12 protein-coding genes and 1 pseudogene are annotated in these 19158 nt (G+C 44.1%); 2 read left to right on the top strand and 11 right to left on the bottom strand.

Annotated elements, in window-relative coordinates; all coding sequences use genetic code 11:
* The first annotated feature begins 18 nt into the window (after positions 1 to 18).
* Complete coding sequence (locus tag OH460_RS03600; protein ID WP_269995134.1) at positions 19 to 1077, top strand: hypothetical protein; 1059 nt, start codon at positions 19 to 21, stop codon at positions 1075 to 1077.
* Positions 1078 to 1256: 179 nt separating this feature from the next.
* On the opposite strand, the gene ggt is transcribed toward OH460_RS03600, so the two are convergent.
* The 11 genes from ggt to OH460_RS03545 all read right to left on the bottom strand — a co-directional run bounded on the left by ggt (position 1257) and on the right by OH460_RS03545 (position 17771).
* Entirely contained in the window at positions 1257 to 2987 is a 1731-nt protein-coding gene (gene ggt / locus OH460_RS03595; protein WP_269995132.1) for a gamma-glutamyltransferase, read from the bottom strand.
* Between the two features lie 261 nt (positions 2988 to 3248).
* The gene (locus tag OH460_RS03590; protein ID WP_269995130.1) at positions 3249 to 4313 is read right to left on the bottom strand and encodes a porin; all 1065 of its coding nucleotides are present in this window, start codon (positions 4311 to 4313) and stop codon (positions 3249 to 3251) included.
* A gap of 1 nt (position 4314) precedes the next feature.
* The gene (locus OH460_RS03585; protein WP_269995128.1) at positions 4315 to 4791 is read right to left on the bottom strand and encodes a hypothetical protein; all 477 of its coding nucleotides are present in this window, start codon (positions 4789 to 4791) and stop codon (positions 4315 to 4317) included.
* 9 nt (positions 4792 to 4800) lie between these two features.
* Complete coding sequence (locus tag OH460_RS03580) at positions 4801 to 8013, bottom strand: response regulator (protein ID WP_269995126.1); 3213 nt, start codon at positions 8011 to 8013, stop codon at positions 4801 to 4803.
* 214 nt (positions 8014 to 8227) lie between these two features.
* Complete coding sequence (locus OH460_RS03575; RefSeq protein WP_269995124.1) at positions 8228 to 8602, bottom strand: hypothetical protein; 375 nt, start codon at positions 8600 to 8602, stop codon at positions 8228 to 8230.
* Positions 8603 to 8710: 108 nt separating this feature from the next.
* Positions 8711 to 10849, bottom strand: coding sequence for an ATP-binding cassette domain-containing protein (locus OH460_RS03570; protein WP_269995122.1), 2139 nt, complete (start codon positions 10847 to 10849; stop codon positions 8711 to 8713).
* Positions 10846 to 12432, bottom strand: a complete 1587-nt coding sequence (locus OH460_RS03565; protein ID WP_128164138.1) for an ABC transporter transmembrane domain-containing protein — start codon at positions 12430 to 12432, stop codon at positions 10846 to 10848. The genes OH460_RS03570 and OH460_RS03565 overlap by 4 nt, the downstream gene beginning before the upstream one ends.
* Entirely contained in the window at positions 12422 to 13846 is a 1425-nt protein-coding gene (locus tag OH460_RS03560) for a TolC family protein (RefSeq protein ID WP_269995119.1), read from the bottom strand. Before OH460_RS03560 ends, OH460_RS03565 begins: the two co-directional genes overlap by 11 nt.
* Positions 13821 to 16052: an ATP-binding response regulator gene (locus OH460_RS03555; protein WP_269995117.1), complete on the bottom strand. Its 2232-nt coding sequence runs from the start codon at positions 16050 to 16052 to the stop codon at positions 13821 to 13823. The genes OH460_RS03560 and OH460_RS03555 overlap by 26 nt, the downstream gene beginning before the upstream one ends.
* Before the next feature lie 3 nt (positions 16053 to 16055).
* The gene (locus OH460_RS03550; protein WP_269995115.1) at positions 16056 to 17405 is read right to left on the bottom strand and encodes an HlyD family type I secretion periplasmic adaptor subunit; all 1350 of its coding nucleotides are present in this window, start codon (positions 17403 to 17405) and stop codon (positions 16056 to 16058) included.
* Between the two features lie 3 nt (positions 17406 to 17408).
* Positions 17409 to 17771 carry a hypothetical protein gene (locus OH460_RS03545; RefSeq protein WP_269995114.1) on the bottom strand — a complete coding sequence of 121 codons (363 nt, stop codon included), beginning with the start codon at positions 17769 to 17771 and terminating at the stop codon, positions 17409 to 17411.
* A 184-nt stretch (positions 17772 to 17955) separates the two neighbouring features.
* On the opposite strand from OH460_RS03545, the pseudogene OH460_RS27405 reads away from it, so the two are divergent.
* A pseudogene (locus tag OH460_RS27405) lies at positions 17956 to 19152 on the top strand (cadherin-like domain-containing protein); the annotation flags it as partial.
* Positions 19153 to 19158: the final 6 nt, after the last annotated feature.

Below are 19158 nucleotides of genomic sequence, written 5' to 3'. Positions count from 1 at the left end.
CAAGTTTAAGGTAATACTATGATTAAGAAGAGTTTAGCGACAGCGGTTGCTTTATTTATTTCAACGTCCGCATTGCTATCAACATCTGCAATGGCAGCTAACAGCGTCCAAGCCACGGTTGACGCACCTGCACAGAACATTAACCAAGTGCTTGAAATGACAGACACTCAAACACGCATTCAGCAACTGTCCTACATGGCACAAGATCAGAATCAGTCTATTGAAAACCGCACTGGAGCGCTGCAAGAGTTAGCTTCATACCCAAGCCAAAATGCGCTGGTGGCGGTTGCTAGAGGTCTAAAAGACCAAGACCCTGAGGTGCGTGAAGCGGCGGTTATTGGCTCCGAGCCATATCAACTGGAGCATCGTTGGGCATTAGTTTCTCCTTTACTTAAAGACGGCGATACTATGGTTCGCCACACAGCGACATCGAATTTAGTTCGTGATTTCAACACCCTAGATGAAGCGCAAAAAGCGGAAATTGAACCGGCGGTAAAAGAGCTGATCACTTTCTTGGAAACACAAGAATCAGAGAAGTTTCAGTTACTGTTTGCCGATGTCCTACGTTGGCACAATGAGTGGGAAAAGGCGGAAACGGTTTATTTAGAGCTGATCAAAACGCATCAAAATGATCCTCAAGTTTGGTTGAGTTACGCAGATAACTTCCGAGCTCAGAAGAAAGACCAACAAGCGGTTGAAGTGCTAGATCGTGGTCTAGAGAACGTACCGGACAACGCGGCTCTGCATTACTCGAAATCGTTGACTTTAGTTCGTCTTGAAGAGAAGGGCGCTGCAGCAAAAGAGATCGAAGTGGCTGCTGAGTTAGCGAAGGACAATAGCTATTACTGGTATCTCAACGGTGTGTTGCAAGAAGATCTCGATATCGACAAGTCTACGAAATCATTTGAAAAGGCGTATTTGATTTCTGGCGCTCCAGAGCAACTCTACGCTGTATGTGATATTTACGTCCGTTACGGCAATGAAAAAACGGATGAATGTTTGACTGAGCTAGGTAAAGTTGCACCTGACTATGTGATTGAACAGTTGAAAGAGAAGCGAGTAGCGCCAAGTTCGTAGTATTTGTGTTAATCGATCAATTAAAACGAGTTATTGAAAAGCCAGTCGAAACGTTCGACTGGCTTTTTGCATTTAGAAGTGAATTTAAAATGTGTGGTTGGAAAAATCGATAAATCAGTACGTTATAGTGGGTGAGTTGAGTTGCTCACCCGTAAAACATCTATTTACTCATAAAACATCTATTCACCCATAGAACTGGATGCGCGACGCCTGTCTGTCGCACCGTAAAGTTTTCCGTCTTTGATTTCAATGGCGTTTAAGCCACTGACGACAGGAATGACATGGACTGGGTAACCGAGCTGCATGAATTCTGGAACCAACATTTCGGCGTAGGTTTTTTTCTCGACCAAAAGGCCTGTTGGGTCATAGGGCTTGGTGCGATCTATCTTAGTACCGTATTGAATGTTTGGCAGATCAATCGCTTCTTGCGCTGATAGATCCCAATCCACAACACCAACCACGGTTTTTAACACGTACCCAGGAATTTGTGAGCTACCCGGAGAGCCAACAACTAAACGCAGGTCATCTTGCTTATCCATCACCATTAATGGCGTGATTGCTGAACGAGGTCGCTTGCCTGCTTCAATTGCATTTTGGCTTGGTTTGCCATTGATAATTGGTTTGGTCGAAAAGTTAGCCATCTGCGCATTCAAAATCACACCGTCTACCATCACGCCAGAGCCCATTCCTGTACCGACGGTGCTGGTCATGGCTATCGCGTTGCCCTCTTTATCGATGATGGATATGTGTCCGGTATCTTTGCTCTCAAAGCCTTGGTGTTCTGCATAGTCGGTATCGGAAAGTTTGCCTGCTTTCGGGTTCGTTTGTGCAATACCATTTTCGGGAATGAGTTGGCGTCGCTTATCAATATAAGATTTATCAAGCAGGGCATTTACGGGCGTCTCCACATAATCAGGGTCACCTGCATACGCAATACGGTCCGCTCTTGCGATTCTCATAGCTTCTGTCATCAAGCGCCATGGTTCGGCATCGGTTTTGGGCATGTCTGCCAAATCATACGCTTCTAGCATTTCTAGGCTTTGCGCTACCATCACGCCCCCAGAGGCCGGATAACCAAAGGATACAATTTTATTGCCACGATAATCGGTTTCAATCACGTCACGCTGTTTAATTTTGTATTGTTCAAAGTCTTCAATGGATAACTTTGCGTGGCCTGAATCGATGCGACTGTTAACCGTTTCGACAATGTTCTTACCAAACTCTCCACCATAAAGGTATTTGTCACCTTGTTGAGCAATATTGGTCAACGTGTCGGCAAGCTTTGGATTGGTCATCAAGGTGCCCGTCGGTTTGATTTCGTCGTTATCCCAATAGAGTGCTTTGATTTCTGGGTCTTCAATTAAACGGTTCTGCTCACGGACTACAATGTCGTACGTGTAGCTGTTCATCGCATAACCTTTGCTCGCCAGGTCGATGGCCGGTTGAACTAACTCAGACCAAGGCAGTTTCCCATACTCTTGGTGGGCACTATAAAGTAAACGAAGAGTGCCAGGTACTGCGACCGAACGCGGACCTAAAATTTCATTTCGACTCAGTGGCTTGCCGTTTTCCATGAACATGTCGGGTGTAGCGCTTGAAGGAGCCTCATCTCGTCCATCAAGAGCGAGAAACTGGTCTTTATCATGCTGATAAAACAAAGCAAACGTTCCGCCGCCGATCCCGGTCATGTCGGGCTCGACGACGGACATGGTCATTTGCATTGCCACCATGGCATCGATGGCATTACCGCCTTGTTTCAGTATCGAATAGCCAGTGCTGCTGACATAGGGGTTTGTCGCACTAACCATGAATTTGTCACCTTCAGCATCAGGCATTACTGGAAAAGGGCTGGGCTCAGCAGCAAAACCCACCGCTGAAACCAAGCTTAAAGATAAAGTTGCTATACGCATGCGCTCTCCGTTTAAGGTATCTGTTTATTCGCTTTTAGGTTGACCAAATTAAGGTAGTGAAGTTCGTGAGTTTACAGCCTTCTTACACAATGCTGACGGCTCTGACATTAGTGACTAAATCACCTAAATGTTTCTGTATTAAAGGATAGTTAAGATCAATGTTATGGCTGGTTAAGCATGACAATTCAAAGACATAAAAAAGCCCAGACTGTTTGATTAGCTTGGGCTTTTATTTCTATTGACGATGATTTTTACGCATGATTAGAAAACGAAACTCAGCATTATGGTGTAAAGGACGGCATCTTTGTCATCTGTTGGGGTATCGATAAATACGCCATTCGATTTTTTCGATTCGAAGTACTGAACTTCGCCATTGATAGAAACGTTTGGCAGAACATCGTAATCAACTCCAACTAAATAACTATTCCCGTTTAAATGCTCATGGTCGTCAAATTGTGCACCATACACAACGTAAGGCGTGAATGCTCCTAAGTGGTATCCAAGACTGGCGTACATTGATGAAGAGAAGTCACTGATTTGTCCTTCACTTGTCAAAACAAATTGACCCAGTTCGTATTCTGCTCCTAATGACCAAAGTTGGATATGCTGGTTATCTTGTTCAGTTCTGAATGGGGTAGGTATTCCGGGAATTGTTGTGATGACAATCTGATCGAAATTTGAGTCTAGGAAAGATAAATTCCAACGGTAGCTATCACCGCTTAGCTGCAAATTTGCGCCGAGCATGCGATTGGTTTCGAATTCCAGTTTTGTAGTCGAATTGAAATCTACGTCATTTTTATCTTTTATACCGATAAACGGAGTAAGTAAAAGAGTCGCTTCGTCACTGACATCATGAGTCCAGCTCACTTTTATGCCGTTGAAAGCTGTGATTCCGAGAACGCTGTTATACACCTCTGTCGGTGGCCTTGCTGTCATATAGGCTTGGCCCACATAGTAGTACTCAGAGGCAAGGAATAGTGGCAGTCGTAATCGACCAACGCTGACATCGAAGTCGTTAAATTCATAGCCCAAGTAAGCCCATTCCAGTTGAGGCTCACTCCAATCATATTGGGGTGGTTTGACAACCTGTACGGAAGCTTTGAATGAGTTGTAAAAGTAATCGAGTTGAACACCAAATGTGGTATCACAGTCGTAGCAATTTTCGTCGGTAAAACCGCGAGTGATCATCAAGGGGGTTTCATTGTCGGACTTAGCCCAAGACGTTGAGCCAAAGCCACTCAAGGATAAATTATCGGTAAGTTCGATATTCGCAAAAGCCGGAGAGGCCATTGAGGCACATAACACTGACGTAATTATTCTTTTCATATTATTTCTCCGAACTTATAACGTAGAGAACGTTGGCATTTTGAGGAACCGAAGAGAGTGGGGAGTAACCAATACGGTTTGGTTTGTCATCAAGCCAGTCCACTAAGCTGTCGGTTGATGCCGTTTTGATTTCTCTTGGATAACGCGCTTTTCCTGAAAAAGATAATCCAGCCCAATGTGCATTCATTTGAGCGGCATTTTTTCCAAGTAAAAGCTGATAAAATTGTTCTCTCTCGGCGCTGTTCTCAGGCCAGTCTGATAGTTCTACACGTTTGCCATTGAGGCGCTTGGTTTTTCCTCGGTATAGCTTTCTCGCTTTGTTTATCGATATCTCTTCAAACCCAGAGTCTAAAGAGAATATGGCGTAATCTTCCGCTGCATGAGCTGGGCTAGTAAGAAGCACACTTCCTAACAGTCCTATTACTGCGGTTAGCACAGCTCTGCATTGGAGTGTTTTTATTGTTTTCATCCAATCCATTGGTATCTCCTAACAAGTCGCACTTTCAATTTGATGGAATAGCTTTTCTTTTCTCACGGGCTTCGCAACGTAACCATCCATTCCGGAATCAAAGCACTTTTGAATATCATCATCGATAACGCTGGCAGTTAACGCGATGATTGGAGTTTTTGTTAAGCCTAAGTTCTTCTCGTGTTCTCTAATCTCCTTGGTTGCGGTGAAGCCATCCATCACGGGCATCATGCAGTCCATCAAAATGACGTCGAAACTGCTGTCGCTCTGGTACATATCAACGGCAATCTGTCCGTTGTCCGCAATTTCAAAGGTATAACCTGCTTTTTTAAGCATGACCGACGCCACTTTTTGATTTACACGATTGTCTTCGACTAAAAGAATCTTTTCAGATTTACTTGGTACAGATTCTTCTTGAGGCTCCTCCGGTAGCGTGGTTTTCGCTGCTTGAGTTGTAGAGGTGGCTTTGTGAATAGGGGTAACGGTTGAGTTGTGCGTTGGCGCTGTATTGTGTGTTGCTGGAAGCGGCATTGCTTCGACAGCCGTTAGCACTTTCTCTTTTAACATCTCGAACTTGAACGGCTTAGGCACGTAATCGTCCATACCCACATCGAAACACTTTTGTATGTCGTCATCGATAACACTGGCAGTCAACGCAATGATAGGGATGCGGCGGGTTGCTTCTGTCTCTTTCTCGATACGTCGAATGTGACCCGTTGCCTCAAAGCCATCCATGACAGGCATCATACAATCCATTAAGATTGCTGCGTAATGAGGATTCGCGGTAAACATATCCACGGCCTCTTGCCCATTGTTAGCGAACTCAAATTCGAACCCACTTTTTCCGACGTGTAGACCGGCGATTTTTTGATTTATCTTGTTATCTTCGACAATCAAGATCTTATGTTGAACCTGAAGCTCGGACTGGTTTGTATTCGATAGCTCAGCTAACCCCTGGGTATCGCAAAGTTCGACTGCTTTTATTAAGCGCAGACCGAGCAGGGGTTGTGACACTTGTGCCGCGATACATTCCCCGATGTCGGCGGGGTCGCTGAGGAAGGAACGAATTAAACAAATAGTCGCGCCATTTTTATGGAGCGTATCTAGTTGTTCGGCATAGTCGCTAGCTTGGAACTCATCGCTTTCTGCAAAGATAACCGTAGTCGGTTTAGCGTGTTGTTTGTTGGCAATTTGGTCACTAATCTCGTTCGTATTATCGGTGGTTTGCGCGACTTCTAATCCATAGAGTTTTAGGTCGTTTTCGATACGCTCTGAAAGTAAATTAGCATGCCCAAGAATATAAATGTCTGCGGAAGCAGAGCTTGGCTTCGGTAGCATGAGATCGACTGCTAATTCTAGGTCGAAATAGAAACAGCTACCTTCGCCTTTCACTGAATCTAACTGTATTTGTCCGCCCATTAGCTCTACGAGCTGAGTACTGATGGCAAGTCCAAGGCCGGTACCACCAAACTGACGAGTTGTTGAGTCATCTTCTTGCGCAAAAGGTTCGAATATCTGTTTTTGCTGCTGCTTATCGATACCAATACCCGTATCTCGCACTGCAAAGCGCACTGTAACCTTGTCGTCGGATTGTTGGAGAGTGTTGATCGAGAGGGTAACGCCGCCTTCAGCTGTGAACTTCACAGCATTCGACATAAAGTTCATCAGCACTTGTCTTAGACGGTGGTCATCGATCATCACTCGGGCTGGAGTATCCGGGCTGATATCAACGTTGACTGATATTTTTTGCTCTTTGGCTTTTGGCGCAACAATCGACGCAATGTCATAAATGGATTCGCGGATAGACGCAGAATGTGGACTGATCAGCAACATACCGGATTCAATTTTCGAGAAGTCCAATATGTCATTGATTAAGCTAAGCAAGAGTTGAGAAGAGGTTTCTATAGTGTCTACATAATCACGCTGTGTCGGGGTTAATGGAGTATCAGAAAGGATCTCTGAGATACCGATAACGCCATTTAACGGGGTACGGATCTCGTGTGACATGTTGGCTAGGAAACTACTTTTCGCCTTACTTGCTTGTATTGCGTGATCTTTCGCTTCTTCGGCGTCCTCTTTAGCTCGCTCTGCGTCTTCTTTCGCTAGCGTAAGCTTTTCTTTAGCGTGCTCTCTTTCAATAGTTAAACGCTCGACTTGCTGAGCGAATAGACTCAGTTCATCTTTACCTTGAATGAGCTTTTCCAGTGAAGGGCGAGTTTCATCATTCTCACTCTTTAAGAACTTCAGAACCAAACCAAGATTATTGGTTACCTGTCTTGCTAAGCTCAGCGTTAAGCCCATAACAATCGTTGCGAGTAGGGCGACTAAAGAGATGAATAATGTTCTTTGTACTTGAGCCGCTGAGATTGCTTGTTCAACTTCAACTTGGAACTCTTGTTTGATGACGTTCCCTAAACTTTGCAATAGGTTAAGTCGCGCGCTCATTGCTTCCAAGCCGACAGATATCTCTTGAGGTGTAAGTTGACTGATGGCGTTTAGATCAAGCAGTGCGTTACGGATCTCTTGGCTTTGAGCAAACACATCATTTCTAAATACTTCAACCATCAGTGACACTTGATGTTCGTTAGCATTCAATGACACAAAGCGCTCCAAGAACAGTTGCTGCCTTTCACTTAAGGTCTTTATCTGTTCTGCAAGTTCGGGATCGTATTCTTGGCTACTTTGGAATATCTCAATAAGCGAGGTGCCCAATTTAAATTCTTCGTTCGACCAGAACATCAACCACTCGAGTTGTTGTAAGGCGGTAAGGTGCTGTTGGATTTCACGCTTGGTGTTTTCAAATGGGACTTTCTCGATTTCAAGTAACAACTGTTTATATAAATCGCTCTGCCATTCAAGGGCATCCAATTTATCGAAAGTATCCGTTGCTTCCATGGTCGATAAGGTAGCTTCGCTAAAATCCGCGACTAACTGATTCATGTCATCAGAAGCCCCGAGGAAGATAATAGGAGATAAGGTTTTGAGTTCTGACTTAACTTGTTCACTTTGAGCGGTAAACTCTTCAGGACTCGACGCTAAGGTGCTTCTGTATAAGACAGAAATATCTTGAAGGTAGACAGATAACTGATTAGTGCGCTCAAAATCAGTTAACTGTGTCGTCAAAATATAGGCTTGTCTGCCAGCGAGGAAGAGCAAAAGTGAAATGGGAAGTAGAACTAAGCCAAAGAGTTTATGTTTGACTGAAAGGTTATTCCAGACCGTAATCGCCATATAAGGATCCATCCAACTGTTTTTATATAAAAACAGTAGAATAAAATTAGCGATATTGAAACTTTGAGTCGGTTAATTTTTTGGAACTGTGGGAGGAGTATAAGTTCTTATGATTCCGAAACTTATTTTGATTGAATGAATAATTTGTACTAATTTCTAGCGATTGATAGCAGGCTATTTCTAATGCTTACTGATGAATAACTCAAAAGATAGATCAATGAGTACGAGATTTGTCTTGATTTGCCGCCAGTAGAAGTTGCTCTAAAATCGTTTTTGCAGAAGGCTCCAAAACCCAAACACCTAAGATTCGGTTAAGCGCGGCACGATACACCCTGTTTTTTAGAAGGAATGCGAGTGTTTGGGTGTCGTTGCTCAACACGTGACTCTGTACGATAGTAAGCTCTGCTTTTTGGGCGATTTCTAGGTGTTGTAGATTGAACGCTGGCAGGAATGCGCTTTCGTACCAGATCTCAACGATCTCTCTGAGTTCGAGCTCCTCTTCAGGCACATCACATTCCTGAAGTTGATGGTTTTCAGGAATTGCGGATAAGTAAGTAACATCAAGCTTGTCTGCAACGAAAGTGTACATCTGATTCCTTGTTCTGTGGGCTTTTGCAGCGAATCATCCCTTTGGTTCATCTTTATGTCAATGGCATTCATTGAGCGAGTAAATGAATTGTGTATGTGTGTTGAACTTTTAGCTTAAGCTATTTAAGTATTTGTCTGTCAAACCAAAATACTTCAGGTTTCCGTCTGGTTCTAACACTAGACTCATGTTCGATGTCGCGATTAATCCCGGATCATTGGTTGAGAAAATCACGCTCTTATTCAGAAGTTTATCAGTAAATAAGCGGTTAAAATATTGTGCGTTTTCTTGCTCGGCGCCATTGAATGGCTCATCGATGATTATCAGAGATTGCTCACAGTTGCCGAGGCCAAGCGCGAGGCGAAGTTTTTGCTGAATCCCATTAGGTAGGCTCTTACATTTATCTACACTGAGCTGTGTTGCTAACCCGTCTGGTAGCCATTCATCTAGCTCGAAGAAGCTGACCATCTCTTGCATCTTCTCGGTAGGAACAAGACCATTGTGCAGAATGAAGTTAGTCTCTAATGAGCCTTCAAAAATATGTAGGTTAAAGGGAATGTAGTTAATCGAGGTACGGTAGCGATAGCTGTTGAACTGCTTAATGTTATAACCATCGACAGATACAGCACCTTGATAGCGGTCTTCTAAACCGGCAATGATTGAAATTAAAGTCGTTTTTCCGCATCCGGTAGGCCCACATATCACCACTTTTGCAGCGGGTGGTATTTTGAAACCAAGGTTGGTTAGCCCTGTTGCTGCACCTGCGTACCGGTGACTCACGCCACTACCTACAATACTGCCTTGGAATAGGCGAATCGGTGGGCTTTTTTCTAGTGTTAACTTGTCGTCATTCATCGACATCAAATTGTTGATTTGTGCTGATGATGCTTTGATTGATTGAAACTTAGAAATCGAGTTGTAGATGCCCATGATTGGACCTAAGGCTTTCCATACCAGAATCACGGTTGCGAGCATGGCTCCGGCATCTGAGGTGCCTTCCATCACGCCAATTACGGCGGTCACAATACTGGCAGTACCAATCACCTGAATTAGACTACCGCCAGCGGCTTGAATTTTACTATTCGTCACCGCGACATTTTCTGCATCACTGGTACTTTGCAAGTGTGATGCACTAAAGCGAGATTGAACTACACGTAGAAGTGGCAACCCTTGAATGGTTTTGATACCACGAAGTATCTCGTTCCATTGGTAGGAAACCATGGCGTTAGCCCGAGAGCTTTTGGAAGTTGCTTGAGAATAGATATAACGCGAGTAAATACAGAACACCAACATCAAGATCAATCCGCCCATTACCACGAGTGCAGCGGTACCTGACATTAGAGCAATGGCAATGATAAACACAATGACAAACGGCATATCAAAGTAGCTGAGTGTCGATTCTGCGGTCACCAAGCGTCTAAACGTATCGATATCTTTTAAACGAGCAAGTTGAGATGAGACACCTGCGGTTGAGGTCATCGCGTAGGGGAGCCATAACAACTTCGATATCACCGCTTGCGATATATGAACCGCAAGATCTTTCCCTGAAGTGGCGATGATGTTGACCCGCATCTTCTTGAAGAAGTATTCAGAGAACCCAACAATCACGGCAAAGAGGGTCAACCAATAGAGGGTAGCTTCAGAGCTAGACGTCAAGGCGAAGTTATACACACTCATGATGAAGAAGGGTTGAAGTGCACCTAAAATACTGATCACAAAGCTCAATATGATTAGGCTCTTGAGTTCGTTGTTGTATCGATAGAACGCGTATTTAATCCAGTTACTTCTGTCTTGTGATTCTGGTGGTGGCTCTCGGAATAGGCGAGAGTACTCACTGATGGAAATCAGCAAGCAAGGCTTTTTACACATCGGATATTCGATGGTGTTGTTGTTTGTGTAATCAAACAGCATTAACTTGCCATCTTTGGTACCAAGAAAGATAGCGCTAAGGTTTTCAATCTCGATAAAACATGGATGTGGGTGTTTATCGATGTTTTCGAGTGTTTTTAACTTGGTGACATCGCAGCGGTAGCCCAGGCGCTCTATTGTGGCGGTAAAACTGTCGCTGTCTTTTGGTCTGGGAATGAATGCATCGCTGAGTATCGCTGGCGTGCCTTCCCATTCGAGGGCTATTAAGGTGTAGGCTAAGCCTCGAATTAGAGGTGATTGACCATAACGCTCGTCATAACCGCTGGCTTCAAAATCGAGCACTCGCTGCGGCACATTGTTGAAATCAACTAGGATACTCATTGGTCACCTCCTGTAAGTTTGACGCGCTTGAGGCGGTGATTCAGTTTGTCCATTTTGTTGCTGGCAATAATGAGGATCTTATCGTTGGCACGGTAAGCGGTGCTGGTGAGCACTAAGCGGGCGAACTCATCGTCGTAGACACAATCGATGTCATCAAATATTAAGACACGCTTGCTTGCCAGTAACGCACGAACCAACAATAGGGCGTATCCCACTTGGCGCGAGAACGGGTTTCTCATGTGGCCCTTGAGTTCGGTATAAAAGCCAGCAGGTAGCCCATCGATTTGTGCCTTAATGTTCATGGTTTCACACAAAGCAAAGGCTGTGTTATTCAAGCTTGGACGGAAACAGGTGAGGTTATCGATAATGGTGCCTTCTACGAAGGAGCTGGTCTTATCCACCATCAATACGCTGTTACGCCAAACGTTGTAGTTCAACTCATCTAACGGTGTGTCGTTGATCATTATCTCTAATTTGCTGTCACTGTTTTGTCGAGTGATACAGTTCGCCAAGTGCGTTTTACCGGCGCCACTTTTCCCTGTCAGTAAATACGCTTGGCCGCGCTCAAACTCTATACGTTGCTTGTCTGAGTATTTAACCGATATCCGCTCAACTTCTGTCGTCTCATGTTGCTGTTCAACAGAAGCTGCGAGCTCAAGCAGTTCTGCAATACGCTGAATATGGAGCTTGTTGAGCTCCCATCGGCTCGCAGTGCGCATCACCTGTTGGTAGGGGGCGAAGTAACGGTTAGTCAGCATGATGATTGCCGCCATGATGCCTTGGCTTGATTCCATGTTGATTACGGCTGTCGCCAAAACAACCACCACACAAGCGATTGAGAGCTGTTGAATGAGCGCTAATATCAAACTGAAGTTAGATTCAATCTGTTCGTATTTAATGTTCTCGACTTCACGCTCTTCAACCATTTGTGTCATCAAGCTTTCTACGCGGTACTCCATATTTCGCGCTTTGATATCCAGCGGGCTTGATATGATTTCAATGATTTTAGATGTGGTTAAGCCTTCGATGTCCGACTTGTTTTGCAAGCTACCAATTTTCTGTTTAGAAAGACTCCAAGCGAATATAGCCAAGATCAGCGAGGCAATGAGAAGGGTGATACCTGCCCATATGTTGATTAATCCTATGATAAGAATGGTCAGTACACTTACCGCAAGGTTGATGAGCGCTCTAACCGACTCCCCGCCAAAGAAGGTTTTTAGTTCGGGAATAGTGGCGATGCGTTCGAGATATTCCCCCGGCTCTAGGCGACGAAATTTTGATATCTCAGCCAAACAGATGGATTGGAATACCTTGTTGGTTAGGTTTGTCTCAAACTGCCTCATGATCACGGAGGAAATTTTCTCCTCCTGGTTTTTTAGGTGGTAGTCGAGGAATATCGAAATCAAAATAATCGCGAACAGCAAGAAAAGGGTGTCTTGCGCTTGGTTCGGCAGCACTCGGTCAAAAATGATCAGAATCGAGAAGGGCAGTACTAAACCAAATAGCGTTGAAATAATGGTAGAGAAAGTGAGGTAGCACTTATCAGCCATATTGATTTTCTGAGAAAACTGCTCAGTTTGCATTGCGACCTCCTTTCTTTAGCGACTCGGTTGAGAGAAGGTGCTTCGGCACTAAATCTTGGTTGTCACGTCCTTCGATGTCGCTCATTAACTGCATTATGCTCTCAATAGACTGAATCGACAGTACGCCTTTAATTTGCTCAAGCTTGATTGTCTCAATGATGTAATCGTACCGTGCACTTTCATAGTCTCTCAACGCACTAAACAGTTTGCTTTCTGCGGCGAGTAAATCGGTGATAGTACGAGTGCCCAGTTGGTATGCGCGTTGAATCCCTTTATAAGAGGCGTAGTTAGCACGAATGATGTTTTCATAACTGCTGATCGACTGAGAAAAGTCGTTGATGTTAAGAACTGATGTGTTCACGCTATTACGAGTGGTGTACAGCGAGTCTTGGTAAAGCAACTCTGTGCGCTCGATGGCCGTCGATGATTTTTGATAACCATAGTAGTCCGAGCCACCCGATAGGATAGGTACGGCTAGGTTCAGCCCAACACTGGTTGAGTTACTTTCACCAGTGGCAGTAACGTCTGTTTTGTCGTAGTTATTGGCATCGTCATGGCGGTAACTGGCAGAGAGAGAAACGGTCGGCAAAAAGTTGGACCCACTCTCTTTTAAGCTACGACGGCTGCGTTCGACGTTTTTCTTAGCGACCAGCAGATCGTTATTGAGCTTCAGCGCTTGGTCCATAATTGAGCGTTGCTCCGTCTCACTGATCTCTTTTAATGGAACACTTTCGTAGATGTCTTGTGATGGAGTAATAGGGTACTGAATCTGAATCGATAACCCGTTAAGAATGACACGTCGATCTTTTTGTAGTGTTCTTAATCGGTTAGCGACCCCTTCTTTTTGCGCAATAACCTCATATAGCTCGCTGGCCGCGGTGTTGCCTAGCTCGACGTTACGTCGCATTTGATGTTCTCGAGTCTCTGATGACTTAAGCTCGACCATGGTCGCTTTGATCTGTGCGTTGTTTTTTAGGTATTCAAAATACTGAGAGCCAATCTCCGAAATAGTGCTCTGGATTTTGTTTTCGTGCTTAACCTCTTCGATATTGAAATCGAGCTTTGCGGTGCCGTATTTGAAAATATCACCAAGGTTGAATATCGACTGAGAAAGAGACAGGCTATAGCTGTTGGAGTTATAGCTAGAGGTTTCATCAGGAGCTCCTGATAGCAAGGTCTCATTTTCATTCCATGTGGTATCGGCGGCACCATTTAATGAAGGGAGAAACTTAGAACGACTAATACCAATATTGTATTCGTTCTCTTCTACGCCTTTGTCACTGGCTCTTAGGGATAGACTGTTTTGCAGGCCGAGCTCTACCGCCTCAAGCAGGGTAGTTGCCATTGCCGAAGGAGTCGTGCTGATTGCAAGTGCAGCAATAATGCCGCTAGTTAAGTTTTTGTACCGCCACATACTTGTTGATCACCTTGATGATTTCATCGCTCTTGTAAGGTTTGCTGATCACGTAATCCATCCCTGCTTCTATACACGCTTGATGTTCATTACTGCTGGTCAATGCGGTTGCACCAATGATGGTACAAGGGTTTTTCTCGTTTTCTTGTTCAAATTGACGAATGCGTTTGGTTGCTTCAATGCCACCCATGCCTGGCATAATGCAGTCCATGAAGATGATGTCAGAACGCTTGTTCATGAAGTGCTTAACCGCATCGGCACCATCGCCAACCGTATCCGGTTCGTATTCTTGTTTTGTTAGAATTCGTTTGAGAAGAATTTGCTGAACTCGATCATCCTCTACGATTAGGAATGAGCTGTTTTCCATCTGCTCTTCCGATGCTTCTGCTTCCATGATGGCAAGTAGGTTCGGAATGAATTCATACGGAATAGCAGGAGAGTTTATGATCTTATCGACAAAGCTATGACACTCTTGTGCATGTTGCGTACTGGTCACGGAGAGCAGAAGTTTAGTATTTGGGTGGTTCTTGAGTTGTGATTTCACCGTTTTGCTTAATGAAGGCAGCTTGTTAGGTTCAAAGGTGTCAGTCAGCATGATTGCGTCATAGTCACCAAAGGTTTTAGCTGCTGAGAACAGTTCGTTTGCGGTGCGAATCTCGGTGATCTCAAGCCCCAAGTTAACGAGCATCTTTCCCATGACATCAATACGAACTTGAGTGTTAGCACATAGCAGTAAGCGCTTGCCATCGAAGCGGGTTTTCTCTGTATGGAAGTTTTTTGCTTTGAGATCTAGTTCAATCTGAAAGCGCTCTTGTGCTCCAGATTGGAACCAATGGCTTTCATAATAGCCATAGTCTTTTAGCACGCTCTTAGCCAAGTCATCGGTGTTGGCTGTGTGGTCTTTATGAGCACTCCAGTGGAGCTTATTCAACTTTGCCACCGATACATCAAGTGTGGAGAGAAAGTTGAGGTTAATCGTGACTCGCGTGTTTTCCATATCGGACGCTGCGCCAGATTCAATGGTCACAAATAACTTCTTGTTTGATTTAAGTTGAATGGCGTTTGATAGCTGTAGAAACAGAATCCAGAACAAGCTGGTGGATTGTCCTTCAACTCTATTGGGTAAATTGTCGGAAATGAAGCAGTCGAGCTGACCCTCATTACGCTGCACTTTTGCGCTGATATGTATCATCAACTCGGACAACACATTCAATAGCGAAAACTCTTTCGATTTGCTTTCTGTCCCTTGAGAAATCAGACGGTTGTAGTTTTCAGCCAGCTCTGAAAGGGTATTGGAAGCTGAGGTAATGTCCTTCGCCATTAACACGCCACTTTCATCCGTTTCTTGAACTAGATATTGGACACCGCCGTTGATGGTGTTGGTAATACCGCGAATTTCATAACCGATGAGCGCATACAGTTGTTTATAAAGGTCGTTATTGCGCTTTTGATCTTCTAATTTGCTGAAGATCAATTTGAGATGAGAGTATATTTGTCGCTGCTTGGGGTTGATGCTCACTTCGTTGAGAAGCTCTTCAAGTCTTTGTAAATCAAGCTGCTTTAACTCTTGGTATAGCGCATCAAATTCATAATCGATGACTCGTTCATTTGAGCTGGATTTTTTAAGCTTAAATATCGCCACTAAATTGGACAATACGCTAATCACAGCCAAAACTGCCACCACCATAAATAGCCACACGAAAAACTCATTTTTCTCAGCCATTAGGTCACTTGCATGGTTGTTAAACATGGTGCGATAGTTATCGTCCATCTGCAGGTAGTTGTTGGTCAGTGAAAGGTACAAGTCGAGTACGTCATTACGAGCTTGTGGGCTGTCAGAAAAGCGGTTAATCGCCAATTCAAGTTGTGTATATTCGGTCGCACCAACCAAACTAAATTCAGTTTTATTCAGAGAAGCCAAAGAACGAAACTCGTCAATCTCACTCTTCAGGTTGGATAGGCTTAAATCGCTCTCGCTACAGTTATCTGCCTTTAAGCAGCGCTGTAAGGTTTGTATGCCTAATTCAATGGTTTGGTTCAGCTCTTGGGCTTTAGTAAGGAGTGGGGCATTTTGTACTTGTGAAACAGAGTCGACTTTTGACCAAGATAAGTACAAATAAAATGCGAGCGAAGCCAATACCACGCTAAACAATATGCTTAGGCGCAGCGCTGGGACCGATATATTGTATGATGGCTTTCCGATCATTCACTACCTCTCATCGAATGCATCTTCGATGGCTGACATTACAGGCTTGGCTGCGTATTCGATGACTCGGCGTGAGCCTGTTTTGACATCGGCAGTAAATTCCATATAAGGGGATAGTTTGTATTGTGTGCCTCCTCGCTCTAGAAAATTTTGGCTTATCTCAATCTCTGCCAAATAGAACTCAGCGTCTTCTTCTTCGTATGATGAGCGACTGATAGAGGCAATGGTTCCCTCTACAAAGCCATACTTGGCAAAGTTATACGTATCCATTTTCACTTTCACTGCTTGGCCGATCTCCACAAACCCCATGTCTTTACGAGGGATTTTGGCTTCGCCGTGAAGGGAGTTATTGATCGGTGCGATATCAGCGATACTTTCGCCTGGAGGAATAACCGCCGAACGGAAATTAAAATGCAATTTGTCGACCACTCCATCAACGGGTGAATAAACGACTAGACGGTCAACCTTGTCTGAATGCTGAGGTTGTAGGATTCGTTTCAATTTCAGATCTTTGTTAGCTTGAATGATTTGTGCTTGATACTCTGAATTTCGATTCTCAACTAAATCACGATGTTGCTTTTCTAGTTTGTCGAGTTGGAATCGCTCGTTCATTACCGACTCATCCAGATTCTCTATTTCACGCACCATATTGGACTCTTGAACCTGCATATTGAGAACATCTACGTAAGAAGCCATCTCTTCTTTATAGAGGGTGTTTTTGATATTGAGCTGTTTACGAATCAATGAAAGCTGATTCTCTGAACTTTTACGGCGCTTTAGCATTGAGCCAATAAGGGAGTTTTTGTGCTTTATATCATGAGTGATGAGCTCTTCATTTGACCGATTTTTAGAGAACTCTTGTCGCCAAGTGTTCATGTTGGTTTGTACTTGTTCAGGATATTGTTCAATGAAAGCGGTGAAGTCGGGCTCCACCATATCGCGCAAGCTTTCATAACGAATCTTGTCTAGTTCAAGTTGGATTATCTCTGTATTTACCGTATCAAGTTGAGTATTACGGTCGAGTGAGCGTATTCTCGCGATGGGTTGTCCTTCATAAACGACTTCGCCTTTTCTTACGAGCAACTCTTCTAGAATCCCACCTTCTAGGTGTTGAACTTTTTCCACGTCAGATTCCAAAAGCAGTTCACCACGAACAGAAACCACAATGTCTATGCGTGCTTGCGATGCCACAGCAACTGCAATCAGTGCCAGCATGAATATAATAAGCAGTGTTTTGTGAACACTAGTCATTGCACTTGCTAGTACTATTGTGTCGTCTGCTGTGACCTTAGTGGCTTCTGTATTAGAAACAAGGGCCTTTCTAAGGTGATGCTCAATTTGATTATTGCTCATGACCTACCTCGATACCTTGTCATCTGGGACGGCTTCTAGCTCTAACAAATGATTTATTTGTCGATTAACGTTTAGCAATTCGGCTTTTATATCCTTTGTAAGTTCTTCCGGAGCAGGGAATTCGTGTTTACTTAAATGTTCCAGCTTCGCCATCTTAGGCGGTAAATCTTGGTCGCATAGCAGGGCTAAGATTGTCTTCAACTTTCTCGAGTAGTGGTTAAGCTCATCGAAACGATTACCTTGATGAAGCTGCTCGATGTTTGTTGCCGCGTCGGAAAAGTCCTTGTAAAAATCTCCCAATAGCAATTGCAGCCCTTTGTGGTTGTTGTCGATTGAACGCAACAAATTTGTCATGTCTATCATCATTCCACTGCCTTAATTGCTTTAATGACAATAACTAAGGATCTTTAAAGGGGGATTTCAAATTTTTTTTGCATCTTTATTTGTAAAAATAAAATTATGAAAAATGTTGTATAAAAATTTGGTTTTCCGAAATGGTGTCCTTTAATGCCTCTAAACGATCAGTTAGCTAGTAGCAACGGAGGCTGTAATGGCAGGCGAAAATAACCAAAATAACCAAAACGAAGATCTCAATGATGCTGTCGAACAAACGGACACGAATGATGCTGGTACTCCCTCCCAGCAGCAGAACCAACAGAATCAACAGAATACGATCGCGTCAACAATAGCGACTGGTGCTGAAAACACGGATGCAGCTGACGAAGTTAACCAAGCTCTAGCGGATAACCCTAGTGGCGCTGGTAACGAAGAAGAGGCTTCAGCTTCCGGTGGTGCAGTTCAAGAAGAGACACCTGAAGGTGGTAGTGACTCTGGTGATGCTCAGTCGAATGTCGTTGGCGGTGCAGCTTCTGATGCAGGAGCTGGTGAAGCGGCCGGCAGCGGTGGCGGTTCAGGAGCTGGAGCTCAAGCTGTAGGTGGTGAAAGCAATGAAGCTTCAGATGGCGGTGCAACTGCTGAAGGTAATGAAGAGCAGGGGCAGGCAGGGAGAACATCAGCATCACCAAGTGCAGATTCTTCCGAAGCACCAGAACAACCAGTTGATGATGGCCTTGATTCACAGACAGTAGAAGAAACGTTTGCTGTTGATGTTCAAGCTTCAGATGAAGAGACCATTAGTGAAGTTGAAGACGACTTTGATTCAGAAACGGTAAGCGAAACCTTCAAAATCAAAGTAGAAAGTGAGAATGACGCACCAGAAGTAGAGCAAGATCTTGCTTACATCATGGATGAAGATGGCTCCATAACATTTAATCAAGAACAACTACTCGAATACGCAAGTGATGTCGATGGAGATGACCTAGTTGCATCAAACGTTCAAGTTGGTGCTGATGCTACCGTTCAAGACAATGGTGATGGTACTTTTACCGTTGTTCCTTCCGCAGATTTCAACGGTGAGCTTGACCTAACATTTGATATCAGTGATGGCCAAGAAACCATAAGCAGCGCAATTGATCTAACGGTTCGCCCAATAAATGATGCGCCAGTTCCTGAAGATAAAACGTTCGAGATTGAAGAAGATGGCACACTTATCTTCACGGACGCAGACCTACTAACAGGTGCTACGGACATTGAAGGCGATAACCTATCGGTTGAAGGGGTAACTTATGATGGCGGTGACGGCATTCTCACCGACAATGGCAATGGTACATACACCTTTGCACCAAATGAAAACTTCAACGGTGACGTTAACTTTAGTTTCGATGTATCTGACGGTACTGATACTGTTTCTGCG

It is taken from the genome of Vibrio sp. Makdt (genome assembly GCF_027587015.1).
Classification (GTDB): domain Bacteria; phylum Pseudomonadota; class Gammaproteobacteria; order Enterobacterales; family Vibrionaceae; genus Vibrio; species Vibrio chagasii_B.
This window is presented reverse-complemented; position numbering and strand designations above follow the sequence as displayed.